Genomic DNA, 24,696 nt, shown 5'->3' with positions numbered 1-24,696 from the left:
TTTAAGGCCTTTGCAAACAATTCAAATCAAAAGATTTGCTTTTGTAAGAATTGCCTGTTATCTTCGTTTTAATTGAAGCAAGACTATGTGGGCTTATTGCCAGTATAGTCTTGTTTGTATTTTAAAGGTTTTACAAATAATAAATTAAGCTATGACAGAGGTAACATACTACACTCAGGAAGGGTTGGATAAGCTAAAAGAAGAAGTACATTACTTAACGACTACAGGGAGACAATTGATCTCTAAAGCTATAGCTGAAGCAAGAGATAAAGGCGATCTATCTGAAAATGCGGAGTACGATGCTGCTAAGGAAGCACAAGGTCTGCATGAAGCAAAAATATCTAAATTAAAAACTACGCTTGCATCAGCAAGATTAATTGATGAATCGAAATTAGACCTGACTAAAGTGCTGGCTTTATCGATCGTTAAAATAAAGAACTTAAAAAACGGTGCAACAATGAGCTACCAGCTGGTTGCGGAAACTGAAGCTGATCTTAAAATCGGAAAGATCTCTGTGAAGTCTCCGATTGCACAAGGTTTATTAGGTAAATCGGTAGGGGACAAAACTGAGATTGAAGTTCCTGCAGGTAAAATCGAATTTGAAATATTAGAAATCACCAGATAATCATTTTATATGTCAAGTATATTTTCCAAGATCGTAGCCGGAGAAATTCCCGCACATGTAGTAGCCGAAACGACAGAATTTATGGCGTTTTTAGATGTTAGTCCTTTAACGATGGGGCATGTACTGGTAATCCCTAAAAAGGAAATTGATTATATATTTGATATGGACGAAGAAAGTTATTTCGGACTTACCTTATTTGCAAAGATTGTAGCGGTAGCGCTAAAGAAAGCTTTTCCATGTGTAAAAGTAGGAATGGCCGTTATTGGTCTGGAAGTACCTCATGTACATATCCATTTGATCCCTATGAACGCAGTGGGGGATATGAACTTTAGTAAAGCGAAGTTAAATCCTACGCAGGAAGAGCTGCAGGAAGCAGCTCAGAAAATTAAAGCACAGTTATAAAAAGATAAGAGCCAGTTTTAACTGGCTCTGTTGCTTATTTCAGCTTCTCATTATTTTTATGCCTGTCGGCATCCCTGATACTCTTTTTCACCAGGTTTTTCTCCATAGCTTCAGTCAGGTTAATACCAGTTTGGTTAGCCAGGCAGATCAGCACAAATAAGACATCGGCCATTTCATCGCCAAGGTCTACTGCTTCATCACTTTTCTTGAAAGATTGCTCGCCGTACTTGCGTGACATAATACGGGCTACTTCACCCACTTCTTCCATTAATATGGCCGTATTGGTCAATTCGTTGAAATAACGGATTCCGGTAGTATTGATCCATTGATCAACGGTATCCTGTGCTTCCTGTATCGTCATTTATTCTTTGTTTTTAGTATCAATTAATATCGTTACCGGCCCGTCATTAACCAAATTGATTTTCATGTCTGCCCCAAAAATCCCTGTTTGTATAGCTTTGCCCGATAAAGTGCTGAGTTGTTTAATCATGGCCTCATAGAGCGGAATAGCCTGATCTGATCTTGCAGCTCTGGTAAATCCGGGCCTGTTCCCTTTTTTAGTTGCTGCAAATAAGGTAAACTGACTGATCAGTAAAATATTTCCATCCAGGTCTGCAAGTGATTTATTCATCAGACCTTGTTCATCGCTAAAGATCCGGATATTGAATATTTTGGCAGCAAGCCATTCCAGGTCTTCCTGTCCGTCGGCTTCTTCAATACCTAATAAAACGAGCAATCCGTTTTCAATGGAACCGGTTATCGTTTCATTTACCTGGCAGCTGGCCTGTGTAACTCTTTGTATAACTGCTCTCATGAATGTTTAAGCCCTTGTTTCATTGCCATGGTACATACTCAGGTAACTTTCGTAACGGCTGCTTTCGATCTCTCCGGTTTTAACGGCATCTAAAACGGCGCAGCTAGGTTCGTTGATGTGACGGCAATTGTGAAATTTACATTTGTGCATCAGATCGCGCATTTCTCTGAAGTAATGGCTCAGTTCTTCTGGTTTAATATCATAGATTCCCAGTTCTCTGATGCCGGGGCTATCGATCAGGTATCCACCAAAAGGCAGGGTGTGCATTTCAGCAAAGGTCGTGGTATGCTGCCCTTTATCACTGGATTCAGAGATCTCGCCTGTTTTGATATGACGGTCTGGTAGCAGTACATTGATCAGACTTGATTTTCCTACGCCTGAGTGCCCTGAAAACAGGGTTGTTTTATCTTTTAATAAACTTTCTATCAAAGGCATATTAGTTCCTTCGGTCGCAGAAACTTCATAACATGGATAACCCAGATTTTCATAGATGTTTTTATATTCTGCCAATACTTCCAGCCCGTCTTCATTGTATAAGTCGAGTTTATTGAAGATTAATACCGAAGGAATGCTATAAGCTTCTGCGGTTACTAAAAAGCGGTCTATAAAACCCAGTGAAGTACGTGGAGAGGCGAGTGTAACCACCAGAAAGGCCTCATCTATATTGGCTGCTATAATCTGCGCCTGTTTTGATAAGTTAATTGATTTTCTGATGATATAGTTTTTCCGGGGATGAAGTTTATAAATAACTCCATTTTCAGAATTAGGCTCCATTTCGAAGTCTACCTGATCTCCAACTGCAACAGGATTGGTGGTCTGAATTCCTTTGATCCGGAATTTCCCTTTAATCCTGCATTGATAATCACGGTCATCTTCTCCATGAACCAAATACCAGCTCCCTGTTGATTTTATTACTAGTCCTTGCATAATTTACGCAGTAAAGGTAAGTAAAAAACAGGAGGGTGCTTTTTGACTGTGATGAATTAATTTTAGTCTTTTCTATTTATTTGCTGATAATTTTTTTTCATATTCTCTTGCTTATTAGGAAAATATAACTTTACTTTAGGGTATAGCAATACCGAAGCAATATTGTTATGGACATATGATAAATAATTCAACACTTACATCCATTATTATTACCACCACCGGGAAAGCCGGAGGCGGGTGTATATTGGTATAATAAGAATAATAAAAAACCATAAAAAAGCGCCTTCCTCTAAACCGGAAGGCGCTTTTTTTTTGAACCAGAACCTAAACCTGCCTGAGCTTATCCGCGGCTGAAATGTCCGGGAGTCCAGGTTAACCCAATACCTATAAAAAACAATAGATTAACAATTAAAACTATGAACATTCTAAAATTCGGCGGTACTTCAGTAGGGTCAGCATCAGGTATCCGAACCCTGATCGGCATCCTAAAAGAAAGGGAACAGGGTGATTATCCAGTAGTTGTACTTTCAGCAATGAGCGGGGTAACCAATCTGCTCCTGGCAATGGCAGAAAAAGCACAGGTGGCAGAAGAGTATGCCGCAGAGCTCAAAGAAATCGAAGAAAAACACTTCGAAGTCGTGAGAACCTTGCTTCCTGCAGCTGCACAAAATCCAGTATTTACACGGCTGAAGATTTACTTCAATGAGCTGGAAGACGTTTTGCAATCGGTTTATCATTTAAAGGAATTAAGCCCTCAGACCAAAGATTTAATCCTGAGTTTCGGGGAGCGCTGTTCTGCTTTTATGATTAGTCATATTGCTAAACAGGATTTTCCGAATGCGCAATGTGCAGACGGGGCCGAACTGATTAAAACTGATAGTAATTTTGGACAGGCAAAAGTAAATACGCCTTTAACTGAATTGCTGATCCAGGACTTTTATGAAGCGAATAGAGATAAACTATTATTTGTTACCGGATTTATAGCCAGCAATACCGAAGGAAGAACCACAACTTTGGGACGCGGCGGCAGTGATTTTACAGCTGCAATATGGGGTTCTGCCCTGAATGCAAAAGAGATTGAAATCTGGACTGATGTGGATGGGATGCTGACTGCTGATCCAAGGATCGTGGAAAAAGCATTTTCTTTACCAGAACTGAGTTATACAGAGGCAATGGAGCTTTCTTATTTTGGTGCAAAAGTGATTTATCCGCCAACGATGACCCCTGCTTTTTTAAAGAAAATACCGATTGTCATTAAGAATACTTTCAATACAAATTTTAAGGGCACTTATATCCGTCATGGGGTAAATACTTCAACTTTTCCAATCAAAGGGATTTCTTCTATTGATGAAATCAGTATCCTGAATTTGTCTGGCAGCGGAATGGTAGGGAAAGCGGGTTTCAGCGGCCGGTTATTCTCTCTTTTATCCAGAGAGCAGATCAACGTGGTTTTGATTACGCAATCTTCTTCTGAACATAGTATCACTTTTGCCGTGAAACCTGCGGATGCTTTAAGCGCGCTGGCCATCATCAGTAAAGAATTTGAACTGGAATTACAGGCTAAAAAACTGGAATATCCGGAAGTGGAGAATGGATTGGCTGTACTGGCTATAGTGGGGGAGAATATGAAACATACACCGGGTATGTCTGGTAAGCTGTTCCACGCTTTAGGTAGAAACGGGGTCAATGTGCGCGCGATTGCACAGGGATCTTCAGAATATAATATATCAGTTATTTTATCGAAAACAGATTTGTCAAAAGCTGTGAATGCGGTGCATGAGGCTTTCTTTGAAAACCTGAAGAAAACACTGCATGTATTTTGCCTGGGTACGGGAAATATTGGTAAAACTTTATTCCGCCAGTTATTGGTTCAAAGTCCGTTGCTTGCTCAGAACAATGACCTGGAAGTAAAGGTGATGGGCATCAGCAATTCACGCGAAATGTACCTGAGCAAAACCGCGCTGAACCTGGCGGATTGGGAAAATGAGCTGAGTAAAAATGCGGAAAAGGCAGATTTAGCTTCCTTCGTCAAACAGATGAAAGCGATGAATTTACCAAACTGTGTTTTTGTAGACAATACGGCAAGTGGCAACCCGGTTAATTTTTACCAGGAAATACTGGAGTCAAGTATTTCCCTGGTTACTTGTAATAAGATTGGGAATTCTGCCGAATATGAGCAATATGCTGCTTTTAAAACAGCTGCACGTACCTATGGGGTAGATTTTCATTATGAGACGAATGTGGGTGCGGGCCTTCCGATCATCCGGACACTGAAAGATCTGATGTTGAGCGGGGATAATATCTTTAGTATTGAAGCGATTCTTTCGGGTACTATTTCTTTCATCTTTAATAATTTTAAAGAGGACGTGCTTTTCCACGAAATCGTAAAAGAGGCACAGGATAAGGGGTATACTGAACCAGATCCGCGTGATGATTTAAATGGAAAGGATTTTATGCGTAAGATGCTGATTTTGGCCAGAGACGCGGGTTATCCATTGGAAGAAGCAGATGTGCAGTTGGAAAGTATGCTGCCTCCGGCTTGTATGGCTGCGGATAGTGTGGATGATTTTTATCAGGAACTTAAAAATAATGCGGCTTACTTTGAAGAGCTGAAAAGCAAAGCGGTGGCTGAAAACAAAGTATTGCGGTATATCGGAAAACTGGAAGAAGGAAAGGTGACGATTAACCTGCAAATGGTTGATGATAACCATCCTTTTTACATGCTTTCTGGCAGTGATAATATTATTTCTTTCACGACTGACCGGTACAAAGATCGTCCTTTAGTGATTAAAGGACCTGGTGCGGGTGCAGAAGTAACTGCTGCTGGTGTATTTGCGGACATCATAAATGTGGGCAAGAAATGAGAAATACAGTAAAAGTTTTCGCTCCGGCAACCGTAGCGAATGTAGTTTGCGGGTTTGATGTTTTAGGTTTTGCTGTGAATGCGCCGGGTGATGAGGTAGTGATGCGGGTTACAGATAAGCCGGGAGTAATTATCTCTAAAATTACAGGGGATGAGGGCAGATTGCCGCTTAACCCATCAAAAAATACAGTGAGTGCGAGTGTGCAGGATTACCTGAAACATATTGACCGTACAGATATTGGAATTGATATTGAGCTGCATAAAAAGATGCCTATCGGAAGTGGTTTAGGATCAAGTTCAGCAAGTACAGTAGCTGGGTTATTTGCGATCAATACTTTGTTTGACAATCAATTGAGTAATAAAGAACTGGTTCCTTTTGCGATGAAAGGCGAGGAACTGGCTTGTGGTTATGGGCATGCAGACAATGTAGCGCCTGCTTTGCTGGGTGGTTTTGTCCTGGTAAGAAGTTATGAGCCTTTAGATGTGATCAGCTTGCCTTTTCCGCAGGATATGTGCGCGGCAATTGTTTATCCGGAGGTAGATGTACCGACTAAGGATGCGCGGCAAATGATCCGTTCTAAAGTTTTATTGAAGGATGCGGTGAAGCAATGGGGAAATGTAGCGGGTTTGGTAACGGGGCTTTTTACAAATGATTATGATTTGATTGGCCGCAGTATGGTGGATGTATTGGTAGAGCCTACGCGGTCTATTTTAATCCCTGATTTCTATAAAATGAGAAGTATAGCGATGGAAATGGGTGCGGTCAGTTTCGGGATTTCCGGTTCGGGACCTTCTGTTTTCGCCCTGACCAAAGATCAGGATACGGCACATTTAATTACACAGGCATTGCAAAAACAATTAAAATCCATTCAGATTAACAGTCTTTCATTTGTATCATCGGTCAATAAAAAAGGCCCGGTTATACTTGATTAAAAAACGCGAACATGAAATTATACAGTACGAATAACCACGACCTGAAAATAGATTTCCAATCTGCTGTTTTCAATAGTATGCCACAGGATAAAGGTTTATATATGCCTGTGGAAATCCCTGCGCTGGACCAGGATTTTATTCAGCATCTTGACCGCTATACGCTGCGCGAGATTGCTTATAAGGTGAGTTCTGCTTTGTTGCAGGACGATATTCCAGCAAATGATTTAAAAGCAATCATTGACGATGCGATTAATTTTGAAGCTCCTTTGCATCCGCTGGATGAGGATACTTATGTGTTAGAGTTGTTTCATGGCCCTTCACTGGCTTTTAAGGATTTTGGGGCGAGGTTTATGAGCAGGGTAATGGCTTATTTTCTAAAAGATAATGAACAGTTACTGGATGTTTTGGTGGCGACTTCGGGGGATACGGGCGGAGCGGTAGCGCTTGGATTTTTAGGTGTACCAGATACCAGGGTGACGATTTTATATCCTAAGGGAAAAGTGAGTGAAATTCAGGAGTTGCAGTTGTGCAGCAATGGGCAAAATATCCGTGCAATAGAAATAGACGGGACTTTTGATGATTGTCAGCATTTGGTGAAACAAGCTTTTGCTGATGATGAGCTGAATAATAAAATGAGGCTTACTTCTGCGAATTCGATCAATATTGCCCGTTTAATTCCACAGACTTTTTATTATTTTAATGCGGTAGCCCAGCTCTTTAGAAAGGGCAAAAGAGAGGTGGTTTTTGCGGTGCCCAGTGGTAATTTCGGAAATATTGCTGCAGGTTTACTGGCCTATAAAATGGGCTTGCCTGTGAAGCAGTTTATTGCGGCTACGAACGTGAATGATACGGTTCCGCGCTTCCTGGAAACAGGGGTTTATGAAACCAGGCCTTCTGTACAGACTTATGCAAATGCGATGGATGTGGGGGCACCGAGTAACTGGGTGAGGATTATGGCTTTATTTAATGAGGAGCGGGAGAAGGTGAAAGAGATCGTGAAGAGTTTCCGCTATACTGATGAGCAGACTGTTCAGGCGATCGCTGATATTTACCAGCAGTTTAACTATGTGGCTTGCCCGCATACGGCGATTGCGTGGTTAGCGGTACAGGAATATCAAAAACAACAGGCTTCGGCTGATGATACTTTTGTATTCTTATCCACAGCACATCCTTGTAAGTTCCCGGATATATTCCCTGCTGAAATTGCCGCGCAGATCAATGTTCCTGAACAGGTGAATGCACTGCGGGAAAAAGAGAAAGCAGCGACAGCGATGGCAGTAAACTTTGATGTTTTTAAGCGGTTTTTGTTAACGGCGAACTAGGTTAGCTGGACGGTTATATTGCAATAAAAAGCCTGTTTAATTAAATTAAACAGGCTTTTTTTATTTTATCTTTTTAAATCGCATGATAGCAATATCACCCATCATAAAATTCAGTATCGTATCTCCTTTAATGGAGTATTTGTTTACCTTTTTCAGGGTTTCAAAGAAAACAGTTTCTCCTTCACCAGGACAGGCCATTTTTGTAACTGCCATTGGCTGGTTAAAGTTAATGGACGTATCATCTGCATTCAGCTTTCCTGAGAAAGAGTTACAGCTGCTGTTACCGCTTACCTTTTTATCTGCAAGGTCAAAAACCAAGGTTGGCTTTTTGCCTGGATACAAACCATTGAAGGCAATTCTTGGGCCTGAGATATAATTCAGTTCCCAGGTTCCTCCAAGTTTGGATAAATCTGAACTTGCTTCTACCGTATTCTTTAAGGCATTACAGGAAGTTAAAGTGCCAATAACTGTAAGTACCATCAATGTCGTCCTTTTCATATCGTTCTTTGTAGAGAACGAAATATACAAAGAATCTGCCAAATATTCATCAGGAGCAGAATCTGACCTCCAAATTAGAAAACTGCGCGGGCAATTCTTTTCGTTGGTTCAGGGTTACTCATCGTATAAAAATGAAGTACAGGAGCACCAACTTTAATTAACTCTTTGCACTGCTGGATCATCCATTCAATTCCTACCTCTTTTACGTCCTTCTCATTTTTACATTCCTGCACGGCCTCTGTCAAGTCTTCGGGCAGATCGATATGGAATATTTTTGGTAAACTGATCAGTTGTTTAGACGAAGTAATGGGTTTAAGTCCGGGAATTATGGGGACATTTATCCCATTTGTTCTGCATTGCGCTACAAAATCACAGTATTTAGCATTATCGAAAAACATTTGGGTCACAATAAATTCTGCGCCCATATCTACTTTTTGCTTCAGGTATTTAAAGTCAGCCTTTAAGTTAGGGGCTTCAAAATGTTTTTCCGGATAGCCGGCTACACCAATACAGAAATCTGTCTGGAAGGCTGAGTGATCTTCAAAAAGATATTTCCCGTTATTCATGTCGTTAACCTGACCTAACAGATCAGTCGCATAAGCATGGCCGCCGGGGGTAGGGATAAAGGTGGAATCTGCGTGTCTTGCGTCTCCGCGTAAAACCAGTACGTTATCAATTCCTAAAAACTGAAGGTCAATCAGTGCATTTTCAGTTTCTTCTTTGGTAAAACCACCACAGATTAAGTGCGGAACAGCATCTACTTTGTATTTGTTCATGATCGCAGCACAGATCGCTACAGTGCCCGGACGTTTACGATAAGAAACCTTTTCCAGTAAACCGTTGTCATGTTGTTTGTAGATATAATCTTCTCTATGATAGGTCACATCAATAAAGGGTGGGTTAAATTCCATCAAAGGGTCTATGGCATCATAAATATCAGTGATGCTTTTTCCTTTAACTGGCGGCAGCAGCTCAAAAGAAAACAAGGTTTTACCCTTGGCGTTGGTGACGTGGTCGGTGATCTTCATTTAAGTTTTGTTGTGAGGTTAATAGGCTAAATTCGGGCTAAGCCATCTTTCGGTATCTTCAAGTGACATGTTTTTTCTGACTGCGTATTCTTCTACCTGGTCTTTGGTTATTTTTCCAAGGCCGAAGTATCTGGATTGAGGGTGCGAGAAGTAAAACCCGCTAACTGCTGCGGTTGGGTACATCGCGAAACTTTCTGTTAAACGAAGCCCGATTTTTTGTTCTGCGCCCAATAACTCAAACAGGGTTTCTTTTTCGGTGTGGTCCGGACAGGCAGGATAACCTGGTGCCGGACGAATACCTGCATACTCTTCTTTGATCAGATCTTCATTTGTTAACTGCTCGTCCTTTGCATAGCCCCAGTAATCTTTACGGACTAATTCATGCAAGTGTTCTGCGAATGCTTCCGCAAGACGGTCTGCCAGCGCTTTTGCCATGATACTGTTGTAATCGTCATAGTTAGCTTCAAATTCAGCAACCATTTCATCACAGCCAATACCTGTAGTTACGGCAAAACCACCAAAGTAGTCCTGAACTCCGTCTTCTTCGGTCGCCACAAAATCTGATAAAGCGTAGTAAGGTTCTCCGGCCATTTTCTCCGCCTGCTGACGCAGGGTATGAATAGTTACTGGCTTACCTTCTACGTCCAATACAATATCATCGCCCTTGGCATGTGCTGGCCAGAAGCCGATCACCGCTTTGGCAGTCAGTAATTTCTCCTCAACGATTTTTTGCAACAGTGCACGGGCATCATCATATAATTTTTTCGCCTCTACACCAACCGATTTGTCGTTGAATATCTTTGGATAACTGCCTCTTAATTCCCAGGTGTGGAAAAAAGGAGTCCAGTCAATATAAGGAACAAGAGTTTCCAGTGGGTAATCTTCGAATGTTTTGGTGCCGATAAATTTAGGCGCAGGTGCAACAAGGGCAGGGTCAATTGTAAACTTATCTGTCCTTGCTTCTTCGATAGATTTGAAACGTTTATCGTTACGTTTGTTCAAATGTGCTTCGCGCGCTTTATCATATTCCTGCCTGATATTATCAATATAACCTCCGCGGGTTTCTGCGTTCATCAGGGTACTGCAAACGGTCACACTTCTGGAAGCATCGAGTACGTGGATAGCAGGGCCCGAATAATTCGGTGCTATTTTTACTGCGGCATGGATTCTGGAAGTGGTTGCGCCACCAATCAGCAGGGGTACAGTAAAGCCTTCACGTTCCATTTCTTTGGCAAAATGGACCATTTCATCCAGTGAGGGTGTAATCAGGCCGCTTAAGCCAATAATATCTGCATTGATTTCTTTGGCTTTTCTGATGATCTCCTGTGCGGGAACCATTACCCCTAAATCAACGATTTCAAAGTTATTACAGGCTAAAACTACCCCTACGATGTTTTTACCAATATCATGAACGTCACCTTTTACAGTTGCCAGTAAGATTCTTCCGGCCGAGGAGCTTTGATCACCATCAGGGTTATCGAGTTTCTCCTGTTCAATGAATGGAAGCAGGTAAGCTACTGCTTTTTTCATGACCCTGGCAGATTTCACAACCTGTGGAAGGAACATTTTTCCTGCACCAAACAAATCACCCACGATATTCATTCCGTCCATTAACGGACCTTCAATGACATGAATAGGGCGGGCGTATTGTTGTCTCGCTTCTTCGACATCAGCATCCAGGTATTCAATAATTCCTTTGACCAAAGAGTGGGAGAGACGCGATTCTACTGTTGCTTTTCTCCATTCTTCGTCTTTAACGAGCTCTTTTCCTTTAGATTTTACTGTTTCGGCAAAATCAACCAGGCGTTCTGTTGCATCTTCGCGGCGGTTTAACAAAACGTCTTCTACGCGTTCCAGTAGTTCGGCAGGGATCGCTTCATAAACTTCCAGCATCCCGGCATTCACAATTCCCATATCCAGTCCGGCTTTAATGGCGTGGAATAAAAAGGCAGAGTGCATGGCTTCACGGACGGTATTGTTTCCTCTGAAAGAGAAAGATATATTGGATACACCACCGCTTACTTTCGCATAAGGCAGGTTTTCTTTAATCCAGCGTGCTGCGTTGATAAAATCAACTGCATAGTTATTGTGTTCTTCTAAACCTGTGGCTACGGTTAAGATATTCGGGTCGAAAATAATATCTTCTGCCGGAAAACCGATTTCATCTACCAGGATGTCGTAAGAACGTTTACAGATTTCTTTTCTGCGTTCAAAGTTATCTGCTTGTCCGTTTTCATCGAAGGCCATTACCACGATTGCCGCACCGTAATTCATGATTTTACGGGCACTTTCACGGAATTTATCTTCTCCTTCCTTAAGTGAAATAGAGTTGACAATCCCTTTTCCCTGTAAACATTTCAGCCCGTTTTCAATGACACTCCATTTAGAGGAATCGACCATGATCGGCAGTTTGGAAATATCAGGTTCTGAAGCAATCAGGTTCAGGAATTTTGTCATTGCGGCCTCGGAGTCCAGCATCCCTTCGTCCATGTTCACGTCAATAACCTGCGCACCACCTTCTACCTGTTGTCTGGCAACGGTTAGTGCAGCTTCGTAATCACCGCTTAAAATTAACTTGGAGAATTTTGGGGAGCCCGTGATATTGGTTCTTTCACCAATATTGACAAACATGCTTTCGGGCGTAATGGTTACGGGTTCAAGTCCGCTCAGACGAAGGTAACGTGGTATTTCTGGTATTTGTCTTGGGGTAATATTCTTAGCTTTTGCGGCAATAGCAGCGATATGCTCTGGCGTAGTGCCACAACAACCACCCACGATATTGACAAAACCGTGCTGAATAAAGTCAGAGACTAGTGAAGCTGTTTCATTGGGCATTTCATCATAAGCGCCAAATTCATTAGGTAAGCCTGCATTGGGATATGCGGATACGTAACAGGGTGCTTTAGCTGCCAGTTCTTCTATATGGGGCCTCATGTCTTTTGCGCCCAGTGCACAGTTAAAGCCGATGCTTAATGGTTTGGCGTGAATGATGGAATTCAGGAAGGCTTCTACAGTTTGTCCGGACAGTGTTCTGCCCGACGCGTCTGTAATGGTTCCGGAAATCATAATCTCAATTTTTCGCCCGATAACTTCTTCGTATTTTTTGATGGCAAAGATTGCTGCCTTCGCATTTAAAGTATCAAAAATAGTCTCAATTAATAACAGGTCAGATCCGCCGTCAACGAGCCCTCTGATCTGCTCATAGTAAGCGTCAACAAGTTCGTCAAAGGTTAAGGCCCTGTATCCCGGGTCATTTACATCTGGTGAAATGGATAGGGTACGGTTGGTCGGGCCTACAGCTCCTGCCACGAAACAAACGCGGTCCGGATTGGCGGCCATGAATTCTGTGACAGCTTCTTTGGCAATTTTAGCGCCTTCGAAACTCATTTCATAGTCCAGTTCCTCCATCTTGTAATCCGCAAGAGAGATTCTTTGCGTACTAAAGGTATTGGTTTCAATAATATCTGTACCTGCTTTAAGGTATTCGGTGTGTATAGCTTTAATAATATCAGGACGCGTAATATTCAGCAGGTCATTATTTCCTTTGACATCGCATGGGTGATTCGCAAAACGCGCTCCTCTAAAGTCTTCTTCGGTTAGGATATAGCGCTGAATCATGGTGCCCATTGCGCCATCGATGATTAGTATTCGTTTTTTAAGCTCTTCTCTTATGCTCATTATCTGTGTTGATGGATAGCCATTTGCTGTATTTAAGCAATTACTGCGAAGCGCTATTGCAATGCAAAAATGCGGTGCAGTAAATTGAATACAGAAATTTTATATAAACAGGCCTAATCAGAAATCCGGTGTCGGATCGAATTAACTTATCTGTCAGGAACAGCCAAAACTGTTCGAGTAGAATGTAGCACCTTGTAAGCACAGGTTGCTAAGACTTCGTCGGGTCTAATCCCTCCGTCTTTCTTTATAAGCTCACGCAAAAATGCAACAAAGAAAAATCATTTCCAAGCAAATAGAGTTTAAAGCATATAAAATTGCAAAAATCAGGCAATTTGAAGGGTGGTACGGAACAATGTTCTGTGGAGTTGGGCGTGCTGAGCTGACAGAATCGGGGTTATTGTGCTGCACCGGACACAAAAAAGCCGGTCAGCTCTAAAACTGACCGGCTTTTTGTATAAGGATACTGGCTTATTTTCTTCCTCCGAATATTCTCAATAAGAAGATGAAGATGTTCAGGAAGTCAAGGTATAATGACAACGCGCCCATGATCGCTAATTTCTTAGTATCATCAACGGCCATTGTACCGCCGTTTTCTTCTATACCTGCACCGATACGTTTTAGTTTTTGAACGTCATAAGCAGTTAATGCAGTGAAGATCGCTACACCAAAGAAACTCATGATATAGTCAAAGCCTGAACTTTTCAGGAACATGTTCACTACACTGGCAATAACCAGACCTACCACACCAATCATTAAGATTGATCCGAATTTACTTAAATCAGTGTTAGTGGTATAGCCTAATACGGCCATTAAACCAAATATCCCTGCCGCAGCAGCAAAACAAGCCACTACTGAACTTGTTGTATAAATCAATAAGATGAAACTCAGACTGACACCGGTCAATACTGAATACAGAATGAATACGCCTAATAAAGCACTGTATGATAACTTACTCAGTCCTGCACTCATTAAAAGTACCAGCCCAAGTGGAGCAAACATAGCAACATAACCTATCATAGACATTTTACCTGTTTCCTGGTTGATCAGGTAGCTTAACATTTCTGGTGTATTAGCCATGTAAACCGCAGCCAGTGTTGATAAGCTCAACGCTACAAACATCCATAAAAACACGTTGGCAAAGAATTTCTTGGCAACTGTTCCTGTTTGGTTTTCCACAAATACTGATTGTTGTGACCAATTATTATTGTTGTTATCCATGTTATTTTAAAATTTAATTAAATATACGAATCTATTTGTATCAGCAAAAGCTATGCCCCTAGTCTTTTTGTCAGAATTTCTTCAACTTTATGGAAGATTTGAAGAGGTTTCGCTGTTCTCCATGCCAAATCGTCAAGTTCGCCACCGAAGTTGATATAATAATCGATGTTACTGCTTCTGAATTCTTCAATGACATGCGGGTTGAAATTGAGTCCGGTGATCCATCCATCCTCCACATCCTGAAACCATTCTTCATAGTAGCTGTCTTCCGAAGCGTGGAAATTAAGGATGTTTTCTCCGATCAGGATAAATTTATTGATCCCTTCATCAATCATCAGTTCGAGTATTTCCCTTTTTAGCAGCATAATGTCATTTCCTATGGCATCATTCCATTCGCCGATAAATTCAATAATCGCATAGTTATGGTCATAATCAACGAACAGCACTTTAATGTAAAGTGTATTAGAACCAAAATCATCCCATTGCGGGTGAATCAGGAAATTGTATAACTGTTTATCGAAATAAAACTCAGAGTATTCTGTATTGTAAAATGGTGACCGGGGGTCTTCCGCAGCTATATAGTCGTCACGCCAACGGTAAAATGGTTCTATTTCGTGCATAATATTTTTATTTAGTACCGGCTTCCACAGCCTTTCTAACACTTCCGTAACGGATCAGCAGGTCTTCGGCTTTTTTATAGTCAATATGAAGTTCATTCATCACCATCTGTGTACCTCTGTCAACGAGTTTATGATTGGTTAATTGCATATCGACCATTCTGTTACCTTTTACGCGGCCTAATTTGATCATCACTGTCGTACTGAGCATATTCAGGACCAGTTTCTGTGCAGTACCGGATTTCATCCGGGTTGACCCCGTTAAAAATTCCGGGCCTACTACAACTTCAACAGGAAAATCACTGGCTTCCACAACCGGGCCTCCTTCATTACAAATGATACAACCGGTAAGTACGCCGTTTTCTCTTGCTTTTTTCAATCCGCCTACCACGTAAGGGGTAGTGCCTGAAGCGGCAAGACCAATCAGGCTATCCTTACTGTTGATGTTAAATTCCTGTAGGTCTATCCAGGCCTGGACATCGTCATCTTCTGCGTTTTCTACGGCACGTCTGATCGCTTTATCCCCACCTGCAATAATTCCCACTACCTCATCAAAAGGAACGCCAAAAGTAGGCGGACATTCTGAGGCATCAACTACGCCTAGTCTGCCGCTTGTGCCTGCGCCAATATAGAATAGCCTTCCTCCGCTTTTCATCCGCTCTGCTACTGCAGTAGCCAGTTTCTCAATTTGTGGAATCGCCTTTTCTACGGCCAGGGGAACTGTTTTGTCTTCGTTATTTATACCTTTCAGAATGTCGAGCACTTCCATCTGATCAATATTGTGGTACTTCGATTCTTGTTCGGTGATGCGTATCATTTTATCTTTTTTTTGTTAAAAATCGTCAATTTCTTTTTAACAGGGAAATTTGAATGTATTTCAGACAGATTTACAGCTGAATATTTATAAACAAATGAGGATTATAATAAAATACTAAACAATTGCAATTCTAATGGGGTTAATAGGTTAATTGACAGTGTAATTTCATAACTTTGTGCAAACCTATTTCAGTGAAACCAACTACCCGTAAAAACCTGCTTGTCGCAATCACTTATTCTGTCACATTAATAGGTGGTATGTTTCTGGGCTACAAGTTTTTAAAGGATCAGGGCTTCACGTTTCAGCGCAGTGTACAATTCGCAGATAAAAACTCCAATAAAGTAGATGAAATTATCAATCTGATCAACAGAAATTATGTAGATGAGATTAACGCAGATACTTTAAGTCACCTGGAGATTGATAGTTTATTACATCAGCTGGACCCTCATAGTGTTTATCTTCCTCCGGTGAAAGCAAATGCACAATCGGACATGCTGGAAGGCAATTTTGAAGGCATCGGTATCGAGTATTATATTCTTAAAGATACTTTGCTGGTCACCAATGTAATCAAAGATGGCCCGGCTGCACAGGCAGGGTTAAAACTGGGAGACAAAATCTTAAAAATTGATAGTTTATTTGTCAGTGGCAAACACCTGACTAAAGATAAAATGATCGGAAAGATCAAGGGCAAAAAGGGAACTCCGGTTCAACTGGTGGTCTTGCATTCAGGATCAGCGCATCCTGTTATGTTAACCATTAAAAGGGGAAGAGTGAGTGTGAGCAGTATTGATGCTGCTTATATGATCAATAATGATGCGGGTTACATCAGAATCAGTGAATTCGGAGCCAGTACAGATAAAGATTTTATAGAATCTGTAAAAACGCTGAAGGCTGCGGGAATGAAAAAGCTGGTGCTTGATCTGCGCGATAATGGCGGGGGCTATTTAACTGCGGCTACTGGTCTGGCCAATCAGCTCCTTGCGGAAAATAAACTGATTGTTTATACCGAAGGGAAGCATGAACCGCGTACTGATTATATTGCTACCGGAGGAGGGGAGTTTGAGAATGGTAAACTTGCGGTGCTGATCAATGAAAATACGGCTTCTGCGAGTGAGATACTGGCGGGTGCTGTTCAGGATCTGGACAGGGGAGTGATTATAGGCCGCCGTTCTTTTGGAAAAGGGTTAGTACAGGAACAGTTTCCCTTTGGGGATGGTTCTGCGCTGAACCTGACTATTGCAAGATATTATACGCCTTTAGGCCGTAGTATTCAAAAGTCTTATAAAAAAGGATATACTGCTTATCAGAATGAGATCGATGATCGTTATAATGATGGCGAGTTAACGGATAAACCTGTAGCTGCAAAAGATAGTTTAAGAAGAAACCTTGCTTTTACAACGGGTTCTGGTAAAAAAGTTTTTGCTGGCGGTGGTATTGAACCGGATATTTATGTGAAAATGGATACGACCGGAATGAATAAGTTCTATGGAACGCTATTGACCAAAAAAGTTCTTTTTGATTATGTGTTCGATGTTTTGGCGAACCGTTATACTGCAGCTTACCTGGAGCAGAATTTAGCAACTTTCAGTATCAGTGATGCGGATTATAAAGACTTTGTGAAGTTTATACAGAGCAAAAATATTGTGATTGATCCCAAACAGCTTTCAGCGGCAAAGCCGGTTATTTATAGTGACCTGAAGGCTTTACTTTGTAAGTATCATTTAGGGGAATCTGGTTATTATAAGGCTCTGAACTTAAATGACAGTATGGTAAAGCAGGCAATTTCAAGCATGCAATAAAGATTCTTCTGATTAAAAACCTATTTATTCAGGCACAAAAAAAGCGGTATTAAATCTAATACCGCCTGTTGATGATTTTCAGTTTCTATTTCTGTCTGAAGTAGATCTGGATTGGCGCTCCGCTAAAGTCGAAGTTCTCACGTAATTTATTCTCAATGAAACGTTTATACGGTTCTTTGATGTATTGAGGAAGGTTACAGAAGAAAGCAAACATTGGTGAGGTTGCATTGATTTGCGTCACGTATTTTACTTTAATGTATTTTCCTTTTAATGCTGGTGGCGGATATTTCTCAATGATCGGCAGCATCACGTCGTTCAGTTTCGAGGTTGGAATTTTCTTTCCTCTGTTTTTGAACACTTCCAAGGCAGTTTCCACTGCTTTGAAAATACGTTGTTTACTCAATACTGAAGTAAATACGATTGGAATATCTGTGAACGGTTGTAATTTAACACGGATCTGTTCTTCGAAAGCTTTCATAGTTTTATGATCTTTCTCTACCAAATCCCATTTGTTAACCAGAATTACGATACCTTTTTTGTTCTTCTCCGCTAAGTGGAAAATATTAACGTCCTGAGACTCTAAGCCATCAACAGCATCTATCATTAGCAATACTACATCAGCCTCTTCAAGGGCTTTAATGGTACGCATAACAGAATAAAACTCGATGTTCTCTTTTACTTTTGTTTTTTTACGAAGCCCTGCGGTGTCGATGAACATAAATTCATGTCCGAACTGATTATAGTGAATATGGATCGAATCACGTGTTGTACCTGCAATTGGGGTAACGATGTTTCTATCCTGGCCCATTAAGGCGTTGATCAGGGAAGATTTACCCACATTTGGTCTGCCGACTATAGTCAGTTTTGGTAAAGCATTTTCTTCGACTACGTCATCTTCAAAATGTGAGATCACGTCATCCAGTAAGTCACCTGTACCTGAACCTGTCATTGAAGAGATCGAATAAATATCTCCAAGGCCAAATCCGTAGAATACAGCTGCATCATTTTCTAATGAAGTATTGTCTACTTTATTTACGACAATGAAAACCGGTTTTTTACTACGGCGTAATAGCTGTGCTATTTCATCATCTAAATCTGTAATTCCAGTGATTACGTCAACCATAAACAGGATAACGGAAGCTTCTTCGATCGCGATAACTACTTGTTCACGGATTGCCGCTTCAAACAGATCTTCAGAATTTGCTACATAACCTCCTGTGTCAATTACAGTAAATTGTTTGTGTGTCCATTCAGCAACGCCATAATGGCGATCGCGTGTTACACCACTGAAATCATCAACAATTGCTTTACGACTTTCAGTTAAGCGATTAAAAAGGGTAGATTTGCCTACGTTTGGTCTTCCGACGATTGCGATAATGTTACTCATGTGTTTTGTGAATTGTATTAATTATTAAGGGGTTGCAAAGGTAGGTTTAATTTTCGTACCCGAAACTTTTTAAATAGTTCTTTTTACTACGCCAGTCCGGAAGTACCTTTACGAAGGTTTCAAGGAAGACTTTCTGATCTAAAAACTTCTCAATATCCTTACGTGCTTCAGTACCAACCTTTTTCAGCATAGCACCACCTTTACCAATCAGGATGTTTTTCTGTGAATCACGTTCTACGATGATCTCTGCACTGATCCTGGTGATTTTCTCTTCTTCTTTAAAAGAAGTGATCACTACTTCTGTACTGTAAGGGATTTCTTTCTGGTAATTGTTGAAGATTTTTTCCCTGATAATCTCAGAAACAAAGAAACGTTGTGTCTTATCTGTCAGGTCACCTTTATCATAGTAGGGTGGGTGTACCGGAAGATATTCTAAGATCCGCTCCATAATCCCATCCAGGTTATATTTATGTAAGGCTGAGATTGCATAAATATGTTTCGGTTTTAAAAGTTCCTGCCAGTAGGCTTGTTTCTCTTCTACCTGCTCCTGGGTTGCACCGTCAATTTTATTGATCAGTACAATCATAGGTATAGTAGTATTGATTATTTTTTCCAGTACATCATTTTCATCGTGTTGTTCGTTGATGTCTGTAACGAATAAAATTAAATCTGCATCACTTAATGCACCTTTGACAAAATTCATCATTGAATCCTGTAGTCCATAGCGGGGTTTTATGATGCCGGGTGTGTCAGAAAAAACAATTTGTGAATCTTCTTCATTGACAATTCCAAGAATACGGTGACGGGTAGTTTGGGCCTTCGGAGTGATGATCGATAGCTTCTCCCCCACCAGGGCATTCATTAACGTGGATTTACCAACATTTGGCTTTCCTATTATGCTTACAAAACCTGCTTTATGCGACATTGAATTTTTTTTAAAATAAATTTGCATTGCAAAGAAACGAAATATATCTTTGCAGACCAATTTAAAACATAGGAAGATTTAATCTTTTATAGTTTTCAATTGTAAATATAGTGCGGGGTGGAGCAGTTGGTAGCTCGTCGGGCTCATAACCCGAAGGTCATCAGTTCGAGTCTGGTCCCCGCTACCTGGAGAAGCATAACCTGCAAAGGTTGGTCGCTTTGAAATGGCCCGTTCGTCTACCGGTTAGGACGCCAGATTTTCATTCTGGAAATAGGGGTTCGATTCCCCTACGGGCTACAAAAGAAAAGGCTGGTTGCACACTAGCCTTTTTTGATTAAAACATAGTGCGGGGTGGAGCAGTTGGTAGCTCGTCGGGCTCATAACCCGAAGGTCATCAGTTCGAGTCTGGTCCCCGCTACCTGGAAAGCGTTTAACCCTTAAAAGTTAAGCGCTTTAATTTATGGCCCGTTCGTCTAGGGGTGAGGACGCCAGATTTTCATTCTGGTAACAGGGGTTCGATTCCCCTACGGGCTACTCAAATTTTCATCTTGTTTCTTTGATGAAAAAAATCTTTAATTATTTTCTTGTTTTTAATTGCTATGTGCTGTTTCTTGCATAATTAGTGCTATTATTTGTTTTATAGTTATATCTTTGAGCATTCGAAAGAATAATTGTTGATTATATAAAAATAATATAAGTTTAGGTTTATGAAGATTTCTCCTTTTTTTTGCGGCGTTTTAGCCCTATGTCTATTTGCAGCCTGTAAAAAGGACAACAATGCATTACCTTCAGAATTGAAACCCGATCCTTTATTAGCGCTGGGAGATTCTTGTTTTTATCAGATTGATGGTAAATCTTATTCTTTTAACCGTCCCGCTGGCTTACAAATGAGGAGTGCTCAGACCAATGTTAAGCTCGATTCAATTGTAAATGGAGCGCGCTATTATTCTGGCGATAAAGATTCTGTGCTTTTCAGCAGAAGTTATAATTTTAATGATAAAGAATCCATGGCAGGAATTAACATTTCTTTTGCTAAAAAATACAATAAAAAGGAAATGGATGAAAGTTTGATGTATATGTTTATACCTAAAAACAGGCTGGATCTTTTTCTGCCAGGAAATTATAAGTATGCCAGCGATTATGAAAGAGAACATACGCAAAATGGTATAGCTATTTCTCTGTATACAAATGAATCTTTTTCTTCGCATAGCGAGGTTTCCATGGAAAGGCCTACTGTGATAACTTCAGAGAGTCAGCAAAAATCAAAATTTGAAATTATTAGTTGTGTTAAACTAACGAATGGCAGCTATTTATTGGAAGCAAAATTCAATACTGTCGTTTTTGATAGAGAAGAAAAGGTGAAAAAGGATGTAGAGAAGGGGTATTTAAGGTTAATTCTGTATTAATAAGTATAGGTTTTCTTTTTCTTGACATAAAAATAAAGATTAGATGTGTCTGTAAATTAGGGGAATAGGCTTTGTGTCTAAAAATAATGCAAGTATTTGTTATGAATACTTGCGGTTTTTGAAAAATAACCCTATGTTTGCATCACTTTAAAAAACAGTAGTATTAGCCTCTGAAGGCCTGTTTGTTAAGGATATAGTGCGGGGTGGAGCAGTTGGTAGCTCGTCGGGCTCATAACCCGAAGGTCATCAGTTCGAGTCTGGTCCCCGCTACCTGGAGAAGCATAACCTGCAAAGGTTGGTCGCTTTGAAATGGCCCGTTCGTCTACCGGTTAGGACGCCAGATTTTCATTCTGGAAATAGGGGTTCGATTCCCCTACGGGCTACGAAGCCGCTTTACGAAAGTAGAGCGGCTTTTTGCGTTTCAGACACTTTTTTTTACTGCTCGCAATAAGGCAGTTCCTGAAAATGGATCAATGTCGGATCAATGCCAAAAGTTGGGATCAATGTCAAAACTTGTGGAGGATGTTCTTTTTTAAGCATAAATTTTTGACACGCTAAACAGAGAGTCTTTGATATCACGGATGCTCTTATGCCTCTGGAAGTTGCGCTGAAAGCTTTCAATTTGCATCGAAATGACCCAGCCGAAACAAGGCCGGGCTGTTAGTAAATAAATTCAAAATAGTTAAATGATAGATCTATATCGGCCGGGTACTGCCCGGGTACTGTCCGGGTACTCGTTAGGGTAAGTCCAAGGTAAGAGTATCCTGAGTCCATGTCAAGTCCAAGTCAAAACAACTAGTTGAAACAACATGGACTTGCCATGCTTAAAGCCTGTTCTCAACCTGGTGTCATCCCGACCACCACTCAGGCACAACCAAACCATAACTAGTTGAAGATTAATGAAATTATAATTTTCCCTTTGACTAACCTATGGACAATTGCAGACAGCTGCGGACAATTACGGACATTTTTTACGCATCAGGATAATCTTTAGCGCTAATAGCCTACATTGGTGGAAAGGCATTTATTGATTATGGGAAGTTTAACGGGTAAATTTGTAAAGGGAATCCTGGGCGATTTCATTTTTAAAGCAGCAGTTTGGAGTACAAGTTGTTTCAAAAGTTCTGTACTGGGGGCACGATGAAACAATCAATGGAAACGCAAAGGCATCAGAGAACTTTCGTAAAAGTAGCAAGCCTGGAAAAATCAGGATCTTTCCTCCCCCTAAGAATTCCACTGAAGCGTTGACCGATCTCTTATCAAAGTAATCAGGAGCATTTAATAATGATAAATTGAACTATAAAATCAGGAAGTAATCAGCTTATTAAAGAATCGTAACCATCTGCTTTGAGCTAAGAAAATATCAAACCCAAAACTTGAAATTTAATCCCTGATCCACAAGTTTATGACTTGATCCAAAATACAGCCTGCTCTATGCTGCGATTGATCCTGAATTACCTTGTTTTTTCCTGTAAACGTTTCCTGATCCGGCTAAGAGAAGGATTTTTAATGCCCAGGAAGGATGCGATGTGGTAAGCCTGCACACGCTCTAAGATATTGGAATGCGTCTTTACCAAATTCAAATAGCGGGCTTCATGACTGAGAAATAACAGATCCTCGGTACGGCCCTGCGATTGGTTGAAAAAATGTTCAGCTAATAACCTTCCGAATTTTTGCCATTCTTTTGACTGATCATATAACTGCTGGAGATCCTGATATGGAATATAAAGTATCTCAGCATCTTCCAATGCTTCAATATAATACTTACAGGGGAACTGAAAAATAAAACTCCGGAACGAGACAATGAACTGGTTTTCTGAAAAAAAGAAAATGTTCTTTTCTTCATTTGTTGTTTCATCATAATAGTAAACCCGGAAAATTCCCTGAGCAACAATTCCTAAATCCTGGCAAACCACGCTTTGCTTGTTAAAAAAATCACCCTTGGTAATCTTGCGTTTCTTCCAGTAAGGAAGGCCTGCTGATAGATCTGTATCGGTAAGCCCTGTTAAATTCTTGATGGCTTCCTGAAGAAGGTGTGATCTGTCTGACATGTCAATTTATATTTACGATGCCAATGTAATGAAATTGATAAGCTGTTCAAAATGTGCATCCTGTTTAGAAATCTGGCCGCTGGAGTAGGTTTCGAAAAAAATCTTCAATTATTACGGTCCATTTTAACTTAAGTTAAAAAACAACGGCCAATAAGTGCGGAGCTTTGGGTTAAGAAATTACTAAAAATCAGAATCATGACTTCAATTGACCAAAAAAATACAGCGACAGCTGGCCAGGCCACTGAAACTGCAAATTCGTTACGTAAACTTTATTTTTTACGGGCTGCATTTTCAATCACATGGGTAATCCTTGTCGCATTACTCGCTAAAAATTCATTTGGTATTGCCTGTGCGCTACTGGTTATTTACCCGGCCTGGGATGTGATAGGTACTTTTCTTGATATTCGTGCGAACGATGGCAATGTTTCCAGAACGCCTCAATATATGAATGCTGCGATCAGCATAATTACGACTATAGCTGTAGGTTTTGCCCTGCAAATGGGAGTCCCTGAGGCATTGATGGTGTTCGGTGTCTGGGCGATCCTGACTGGTTTGATCCAGTTGGTTCTTGGTTTACGCCGTAGAAAATTGTTAGGTGGGCAATGGCCAATGATAATCAGTGGTGGACAGTCCATTATCGGTGGTACATCCTTTATCCTGTTGGCGCATGATCCGACAATGGGTATAACGAGTCTGGCAGGTTATGCTGCATTTGGTGCATTCTATTACTTGCTGGCAGCTTTCCGTTTAGGAAAAAAAGAGCATCATAATAGCTGATCATTTTAAATAATTCATTATGAGACATTTGTGTCTTGTTGTGAAGTGAAAATATGCGGAACTTTAATATTGGGAGTTTTAAATTATCCCTGCAAAGGGGAAGCCGAAAACCTTGAATAGAGTAGGTGCTTAATAAAGTTTTTAACTGCTTTTGATCTATAAAACAGTTTTTTAACTATGTCAAGATTATGGTATGCTTATACGGATTCTGGTAGTTATAGTAATCCAAACAATTACACTAGGACATTCGCGATGCCCGCGTGCCGAAATGGAGCACGTCTTTGCGCGGTTTTCGCAACCGAAGGTCCGCTAGTAGGATGTCCGGGTAATCAGATGCCGGGTATTCACCCCCTTGTGATCTCTGCAAATATTCAGACCTATATTGCGGGAGGTCTTGTTCAGTTAGTGGCAACACCACAACCGATTCCTCCTGATGATGCCTATGTTTTTTTAAACCGTAATAGTTGGTCTTTTAATAATGAACTCTTCAAGTGATTAAGTGAAAATAGTTTTTTGCCTAATCACTTTTTTATTGACTATATATTTCGAATGAGATTATTGGGACAGGCAATAGCCGCTTATCTTAGATACTTTGTTTTGCTATAATGT

Annotated in this window: 21 protein-coding genes, 6 tRNA genes and 1 riboswitch; of the genes, 15 read left to right on the top strand and 12 right to left on the bottom strand. The window is 40.7% G+C overall.

Translation table 11 applies throughout. From position 1 onward, the window contains the following. Window positions 1-151: 151 nt before the first annotated feature. Together greA and LY11_RS07000 are read left to right on the top strand one after the other, a co-directional pair. Complete coding sequence (gene greA / locus LY11_RS07005) at window positions 152-625, top strand: transcription elongation factor GreA (protein ID WP_068405640.1); 474 nt, start codon at window positions 152-154, stop codon at window positions 623-625. Between the two features lie 9 nt (window positions 626-634). Further along, window positions 635-1,027: an HIT family protein gene (locus tag LY11_RS07000; RefSeq protein WP_111633005.1), complete on the top strand. Its 393-nt coding sequence runs from the start codon at window positions 635-637 to the stop codon at window positions 1,025-1,027. 34 nt (window positions 1,028-1,061) lie between these two features. Here the strand turns inward: LY11_RS07000 and LY11_RS06995 are convergent, their stop codons facing one another. From LY11_RS06995 to rsgA, 3 genes are read right to left on the bottom strand one after another with little or no spacing between them, the layout of a single operon-like run. Then, window positions 1,062-1,388 carry a nucleotide pyrophosphohydrolase gene (locus tag LY11_RS06995; RefSeq protein ID WP_068405648.1) on the bottom strand — a complete coding sequence of 109 codons (327 nt, stop codon included), beginning with the start codon at window positions 1,386-1,388 and terminating at the stop codon, window positions 1,062-1,064. Next, the gene (gene dtd / locus LY11_RS06990) at window positions 1,389-1,841 is read right to left on the bottom strand and encodes a D-aminoacyl-tRNA deacylase (protein WP_111633004.1); all 453 of its coding nucleotides are present in this window, start codon (window positions 1,839-1,841) and stop codon (window positions 1,389-1,391) included. 6 nt (window positions 1,842-1,847) lie between these two features. Continuing rightward, complete coding sequence (gene rsgA, locus LY11_RS06985) at window positions 1,848-2,768, bottom strand: ribosome small subunit-dependent GTPase A (protein ID WP_111633003.1); 921 nt, start codon at window positions 2,766-2,768, stop codon at window positions 1,848-1,850. A 416-nt stretch (window positions 2,769-3,184) separates the two neighbouring features. Here rsgA and thrA point away from each other — a divergent pair, with 416 nt between their 5' ends. From thrA to thrC, 3 genes are read left to right on the top strand one after another with little or no spacing between them, the layout of a single operon-like run. After that, window positions 3,185-5,632, top strand: coding sequence for a bifunctional aspartate kinase/homoserine dehydrogenase I (thrA, locus tag LY11_RS06980; protein ID WP_111633002.1), 2,448 nt, complete (start codon window positions 3,185-3,187; stop codon window positions 5,630-5,632). After that, the gene (locus LY11_RS06975; protein ID WP_111633001.1) at window positions 5,629-6,564 is read left to right on the top strand and encodes a homoserine kinase; all 936 of its coding nucleotides are present in this window, start codon (window positions 5,629-5,631) and stop codon (window positions 6,562-6,564) included. Before thrA ends, LY11_RS06975 begins: the two co-directional genes overlap by 4 nt. 11 nt (window positions 6,565-6,575) lie before the next feature. Beyond that, window positions 6,576-7,886 (top strand): threonine synthase, encoded by a 1,311-nt coding sequence (gene thrC, locus LY11_RS06970; RefSeq protein WP_111633000.1) that lies wholly within the window; start codon window positions 6,576-6,578, stop codon window positions 7,884-7,886. Window positions 7,887-7,946: 60 nt separating this feature from the next. Here the strand turns inward: thrC and LY11_RS06965 are convergent, their stop codons facing one another. The 6 genes from LY11_RS06965 to murQ all read right to left on the bottom strand — a co-directional run bounded on the left by LY11_RS06965 (window position 7,947) and on the right by murQ (window position 15,742). Next, window positions 7,947-8,384, bottom strand: a complete 438-nt coding sequence (locus LY11_RS06965) for an META domain-containing protein (RefSeq protein WP_111632999.1) — start codon at window positions 8,382-8,384, stop codon at window positions 7,947-7,949. Window positions 8,385-8,458: 74 nt separating this feature from the next. After that, on the bottom strand, window positions 8,459-9,412 hold the full coding sequence (gene metF, locus LY11_RS06960) for a methylenetetrahydrofolate reductase [NAD(P)H] (protein ID WP_111632998.1): 954 nt from the start codon (window positions 9,410-9,412) through the stop codon (window positions 8,459-8,461). Window positions 9,413-9,430: 18 nt separating this feature from the next. Continuing rightward, the gene (gene metH / locus LY11_RS06955; RefSeq protein ID WP_111632997.1) at window positions 9,431-13,090 is read right to left on the bottom strand and encodes a methionine synthase; all 3,660 of its coding nucleotides are present in this window, start codon (window positions 13,088-13,090) and stop codon (window positions 9,431-9,433) included. Window positions 13,091-13,233: 143 nt separating this feature from the next. Then, window positions 13,234-13,343, bottom strand: a riboswitch (SAM riboswitch). A gap of 215 nt (window positions 13,344-13,558) precedes the next feature. Next, a complete protein-coding gene (locus LY11_RS06950; RefSeq protein ID WP_111632996.1) occupies window positions 13,559-14,308 on the bottom strand; it encodes a Bax inhibitor-1/YccA family protein in 750 nt (249 codons plus the stop codon). Window positions 14,309-14,358: 50 nt separating this feature from the next. Next, a complete protein-coding gene (locus tag LY11_RS06945; protein WP_111632995.1) occupies window positions 14,359-14,928 on the bottom strand; it encodes a hypothetical protein in 570 nt (189 codons plus the stop codon). Between the two features lie 7 nt (window positions 14,929-14,935). Continuing rightward, the gene (murQ, locus tag LY11_RS06940) at window positions 14,936-15,742 is read right to left on the bottom strand and encodes an N-acetylmuramic acid 6-phosphate etherase (protein ID WP_111632994.1); all 807 of its coding nucleotides are present in this window, start codon (window positions 15,740-15,742) and stop codon (window positions 14,936-14,938) included. Between the two features lie 191 nt (window positions 15,743-15,933). Between murQ and LY11_RS06935 the strand changes: the two genes are divergently transcribed. Beyond that, on the top strand, window positions 15,934-17,541 hold the full coding sequence (locus tag LY11_RS06935; RefSeq protein ID WP_111632993.1) for a S41 family peptidase: 1,608 nt from the start codon (window positions 15,934-15,936) through the stop codon (window positions 17,539-17,541). Between the two features lie 85 nt (window positions 17,542-17,626). Here the strand turns inward: LY11_RS06935 and der are convergent, their stop codons facing one another. Both der and era read right to left on the bottom strand, forming a co-directional pair. Beyond that, complete coding sequence (gene der / locus LY11_RS06930) at window positions 17,627-18,928, bottom strand: ribosome biogenesis GTPase Der (protein WP_068405690.1); 1,302 nt, start codon at window positions 18,926-18,928, stop codon at window positions 17,627-17,629. A 46-nt stretch (window positions 18,929-18,974) separates the two neighbouring features. Continuing rightward, window positions 18,975-19,853 (bottom strand): GTPase Era, encoded by an 879-nt coding sequence (era, locus tag LY11_RS06925; protein WP_111633120.1) that lies wholly within the window; start codon window positions 19,851-19,853, stop codon window positions 18,975-18,977. Between the two features lie 111 nt (window positions 19,854-19,964). Between era and LY11_RS06920 the strand changes: the two genes are divergently transcribed. The 7 genes from LY11_RS06920 to LY11_RS06890 all read left to right on the top strand — a co-directional run bounded on the left by LY11_RS06920 (window position 19,965) and on the right by LY11_RS06890 (window position 21,642). Next, window positions 19,965-20,037, top strand: a tRNA-Met gene (locus tag LY11_RS06920). 41 nt (window positions 20,038-20,078) lie between these two features. Beyond that, window positions 20,079-20,150, top strand: a tRNA-Glu gene (locus LY11_RS06915). Window positions 20,151-20,198: 48 nt separating this feature from the next. After that, window positions 20,199-20,271: transfer RNA gene (locus LY11_RS06910), tRNA-Met, on the top strand. Window positions 20,272-20,315: 44 nt separating this feature from the next. Further along, a tRNA-Glu gene (locus LY11_RS06905) sits at window positions 20,316-20,387 on the top strand. 173 nt (window positions 20,388-20,560) lie between these two features. After that, entirely contained in the window at window positions 20,561-21,259 is a 699-nt protein-coding gene (locus LY11_RS06900; protein ID WP_111632992.1) for a hypothetical protein, read from the top strand. Window positions 21,260-21,456: 197 nt separating this feature from the next. Further along, window positions 21,457-21,529: transfer RNA gene (locus LY11_RS06895), tRNA-Met, on the top strand. Window positions 21,530-21,570: 41 nt separating this feature from the next. Next, window positions 21,571-21,642: transfer RNA gene (locus LY11_RS06890), tRNA-Glu, on the top strand. 1,071 nt (window positions 21,643-22,713) lie between these two features. Here the strand turns inward: LY11_RS06890 and LY11_RS06885 are convergent. Next, a complete protein-coding gene (locus LY11_RS06885) occupies window positions 22,714-23,310 on the bottom strand; it encodes a Crp/Fnr family transcriptional regulator (protein ID WP_111632991.1) in 597 nt (198 codons plus the stop codon). Between the two features lie 195 nt (window positions 23,311-23,505). Between LY11_RS06885 and LY11_RS06880 the strand changes: the two genes are divergently transcribed. Both LY11_RS06880 and LY11_RS06875 read left to right on the top strand, forming a co-directional pair. Beyond that, window positions 23,506-24,087: a hypothetical protein gene (locus LY11_RS06880; RefSeq protein WP_111632990.1), complete on the top strand. Its 582-nt coding sequence runs from the start codon at window positions 23,506-23,508 to the stop codon at window positions 24,085-24,087. A 252-nt stretch (window positions 24,088-24,339) separates the two neighbouring features. Beyond that, window positions 24,340-24,582, top strand: a complete 243-nt coding sequence (locus LY11_RS06875; RefSeq protein ID WP_146610807.1) for a hypothetical protein — start codon at window positions 24,340-24,342, stop codon at window positions 24,580-24,582. Window positions 24,583-24,696 lie beyond the last annotated feature (114 nt).

The sequence above is a fragment of the Pedobacter cryoconitis genome (genome assembly GCF_003259615.1).
Classification (GTDB): Bacteria; Bacteroidota; Bacteroidia; order Sphingobacteriales; family Sphingobacteriaceae; genus Pedobacter; species Pedobacter cryoconitis.
Note: the sequence above shows the minus strand (reverse complement) of the source record. Positions and strands in the feature narration are given on the sequence as shown.

What these genes read in the sequence shown, in the direction of transcription:
- greA (WP_068405640.1), top strand. Translation starts at nt 152, where the DNA reads ATGACAGAGGTAACATACTACACTCAGGAAGGGTTGGATAAGCTAAAA.
- LY11_RS07000 (WP_111633005.1), top strand. Translation starts at nt 635, where the DNA reads ATGTCAAGTATATTTTCCAAGATCGTAGCCGGAGAAATTCCCGCACAT.
- LY11_RS06995 (WP_068405648.1), bottom strand. Translation starts at nt 1,388, where the DNA reads ATGACGATACAGGAAGCACAGGATACCGTTGATCAATGGATCAATACT.
- dtd (WP_111633004.1), bottom strand. Translation starts at nt 1,841, where the DNA reads ATGAGAGCAGTTATACAAAGAGTTACACAGGCCAGCTGCCAGGTAAAT.
- rsgA (WP_111633003.1), bottom strand. Translation starts at nt 2,768, where the DNA reads ATGCAAGGACTAGTAATAAAATCAACAGGGAGCTGGTATTTGGTTCAT.
- thrA (WP_111633002.1), top strand. Translation starts at nt 3,185, where the DNA reads ATGAACATTCTAAAATTCGGCGGTACTTCAGTAGGGTCAGCATCAGGT.
- LY11_RS06975 (WP_111633001.1), top strand. Translation starts at nt 5,629, where the DNA reads ATGAGAAATACAGTAAAAGTTTTCGCTCCGGCAACCGTAGCGAATGTA.
- thrC (WP_111633000.1), top strand. Translation starts at nt 6,576, where the DNA reads ATGAAATTATACAGTACGAATAACCACGACCTGAAAATAGATTTCCAA.
- LY11_RS06965 (WP_111632999.1), bottom strand. Translation starts at nt 8,384, where the DNA reads ATGAAAAGGACGACATTGATGGTACTTACAGTTATTGGCACTTTAACT.
- metF (WP_111632998.1), bottom strand. Translation starts at nt 9,412, where the DNA reads ATGAAGATCACCGACCACGTCACCAACGCCAAGGGTAAAACCTTGTTT.
- metH (WP_111632997.1), bottom strand. Translation starts at nt 13,090, where the DNA reads ATGAGCATAAGAGAAGAGCTTAAAAAACGAATACTAATCATCGATGGC.
- LY11_RS06950 (WP_111632996.1), bottom strand. Translation starts at nt 14,308, where the DNA reads ATGGATAACAACAATAATAATTGGTCACAACAATCAGTATTTGTGGAA.
- LY11_RS06945 (WP_111632995.1), bottom strand. Translation starts at nt 14,928, where the DNA reads ATGCACGAAATAGAACCATTTTACCGTTGGCGTGACGACTATATAGCT.
- murQ (WP_111632994.1), bottom strand. Translation starts at nt 15,742, where the DNA reads ATGATACGCATCACCGAACAAGAATCGAAGTACCACAATATTGATCAG.
- der (WP_068405690.1), bottom strand. Translation starts at nt 18,928, where the DNA reads ATGAGTAACATTATCGCAATCGTCGGAAGACCAAACGTAGGCAAATCT.
- era (WP_111633120.1), bottom strand. Translation starts at nt 19,853, where the DNA reads ATGTCGCATAAAGCAGGTTTTGTAAGCATAATAGGAAAGCCAAATGTT.
- LY11_RS06900 (WP_111632992.1), top strand. Translation starts at nt 20,561, where the DNA reads ATGAAGATTTCTCCTTTTTTTTGCGGCGTTTTAGCCCTATGTCTATTT.
- LY11_RS06885 (WP_111632991.1), bottom strand. Translation starts at nt 23,310, where the DNA reads ATGTCAGACAGATCACACCTTCTTCAGGAAGCCATCAAGAATTTAACA.
- LY11_RS06880 (WP_111632990.1), top strand. Translation starts at nt 23,506, where the DNA reads ATGACTTCAATTGACCAAAAAAATACAGCGACAGCTGGCCAGGCCACT.
- LY11_RS06875 (WP_146610807.1), top strand. Translation starts at nt 24,340, where the DNA reads ATGCCCGCGTGCCGAAATGGAGCACGTCTTTGCGCGGTTTTCGCAACC.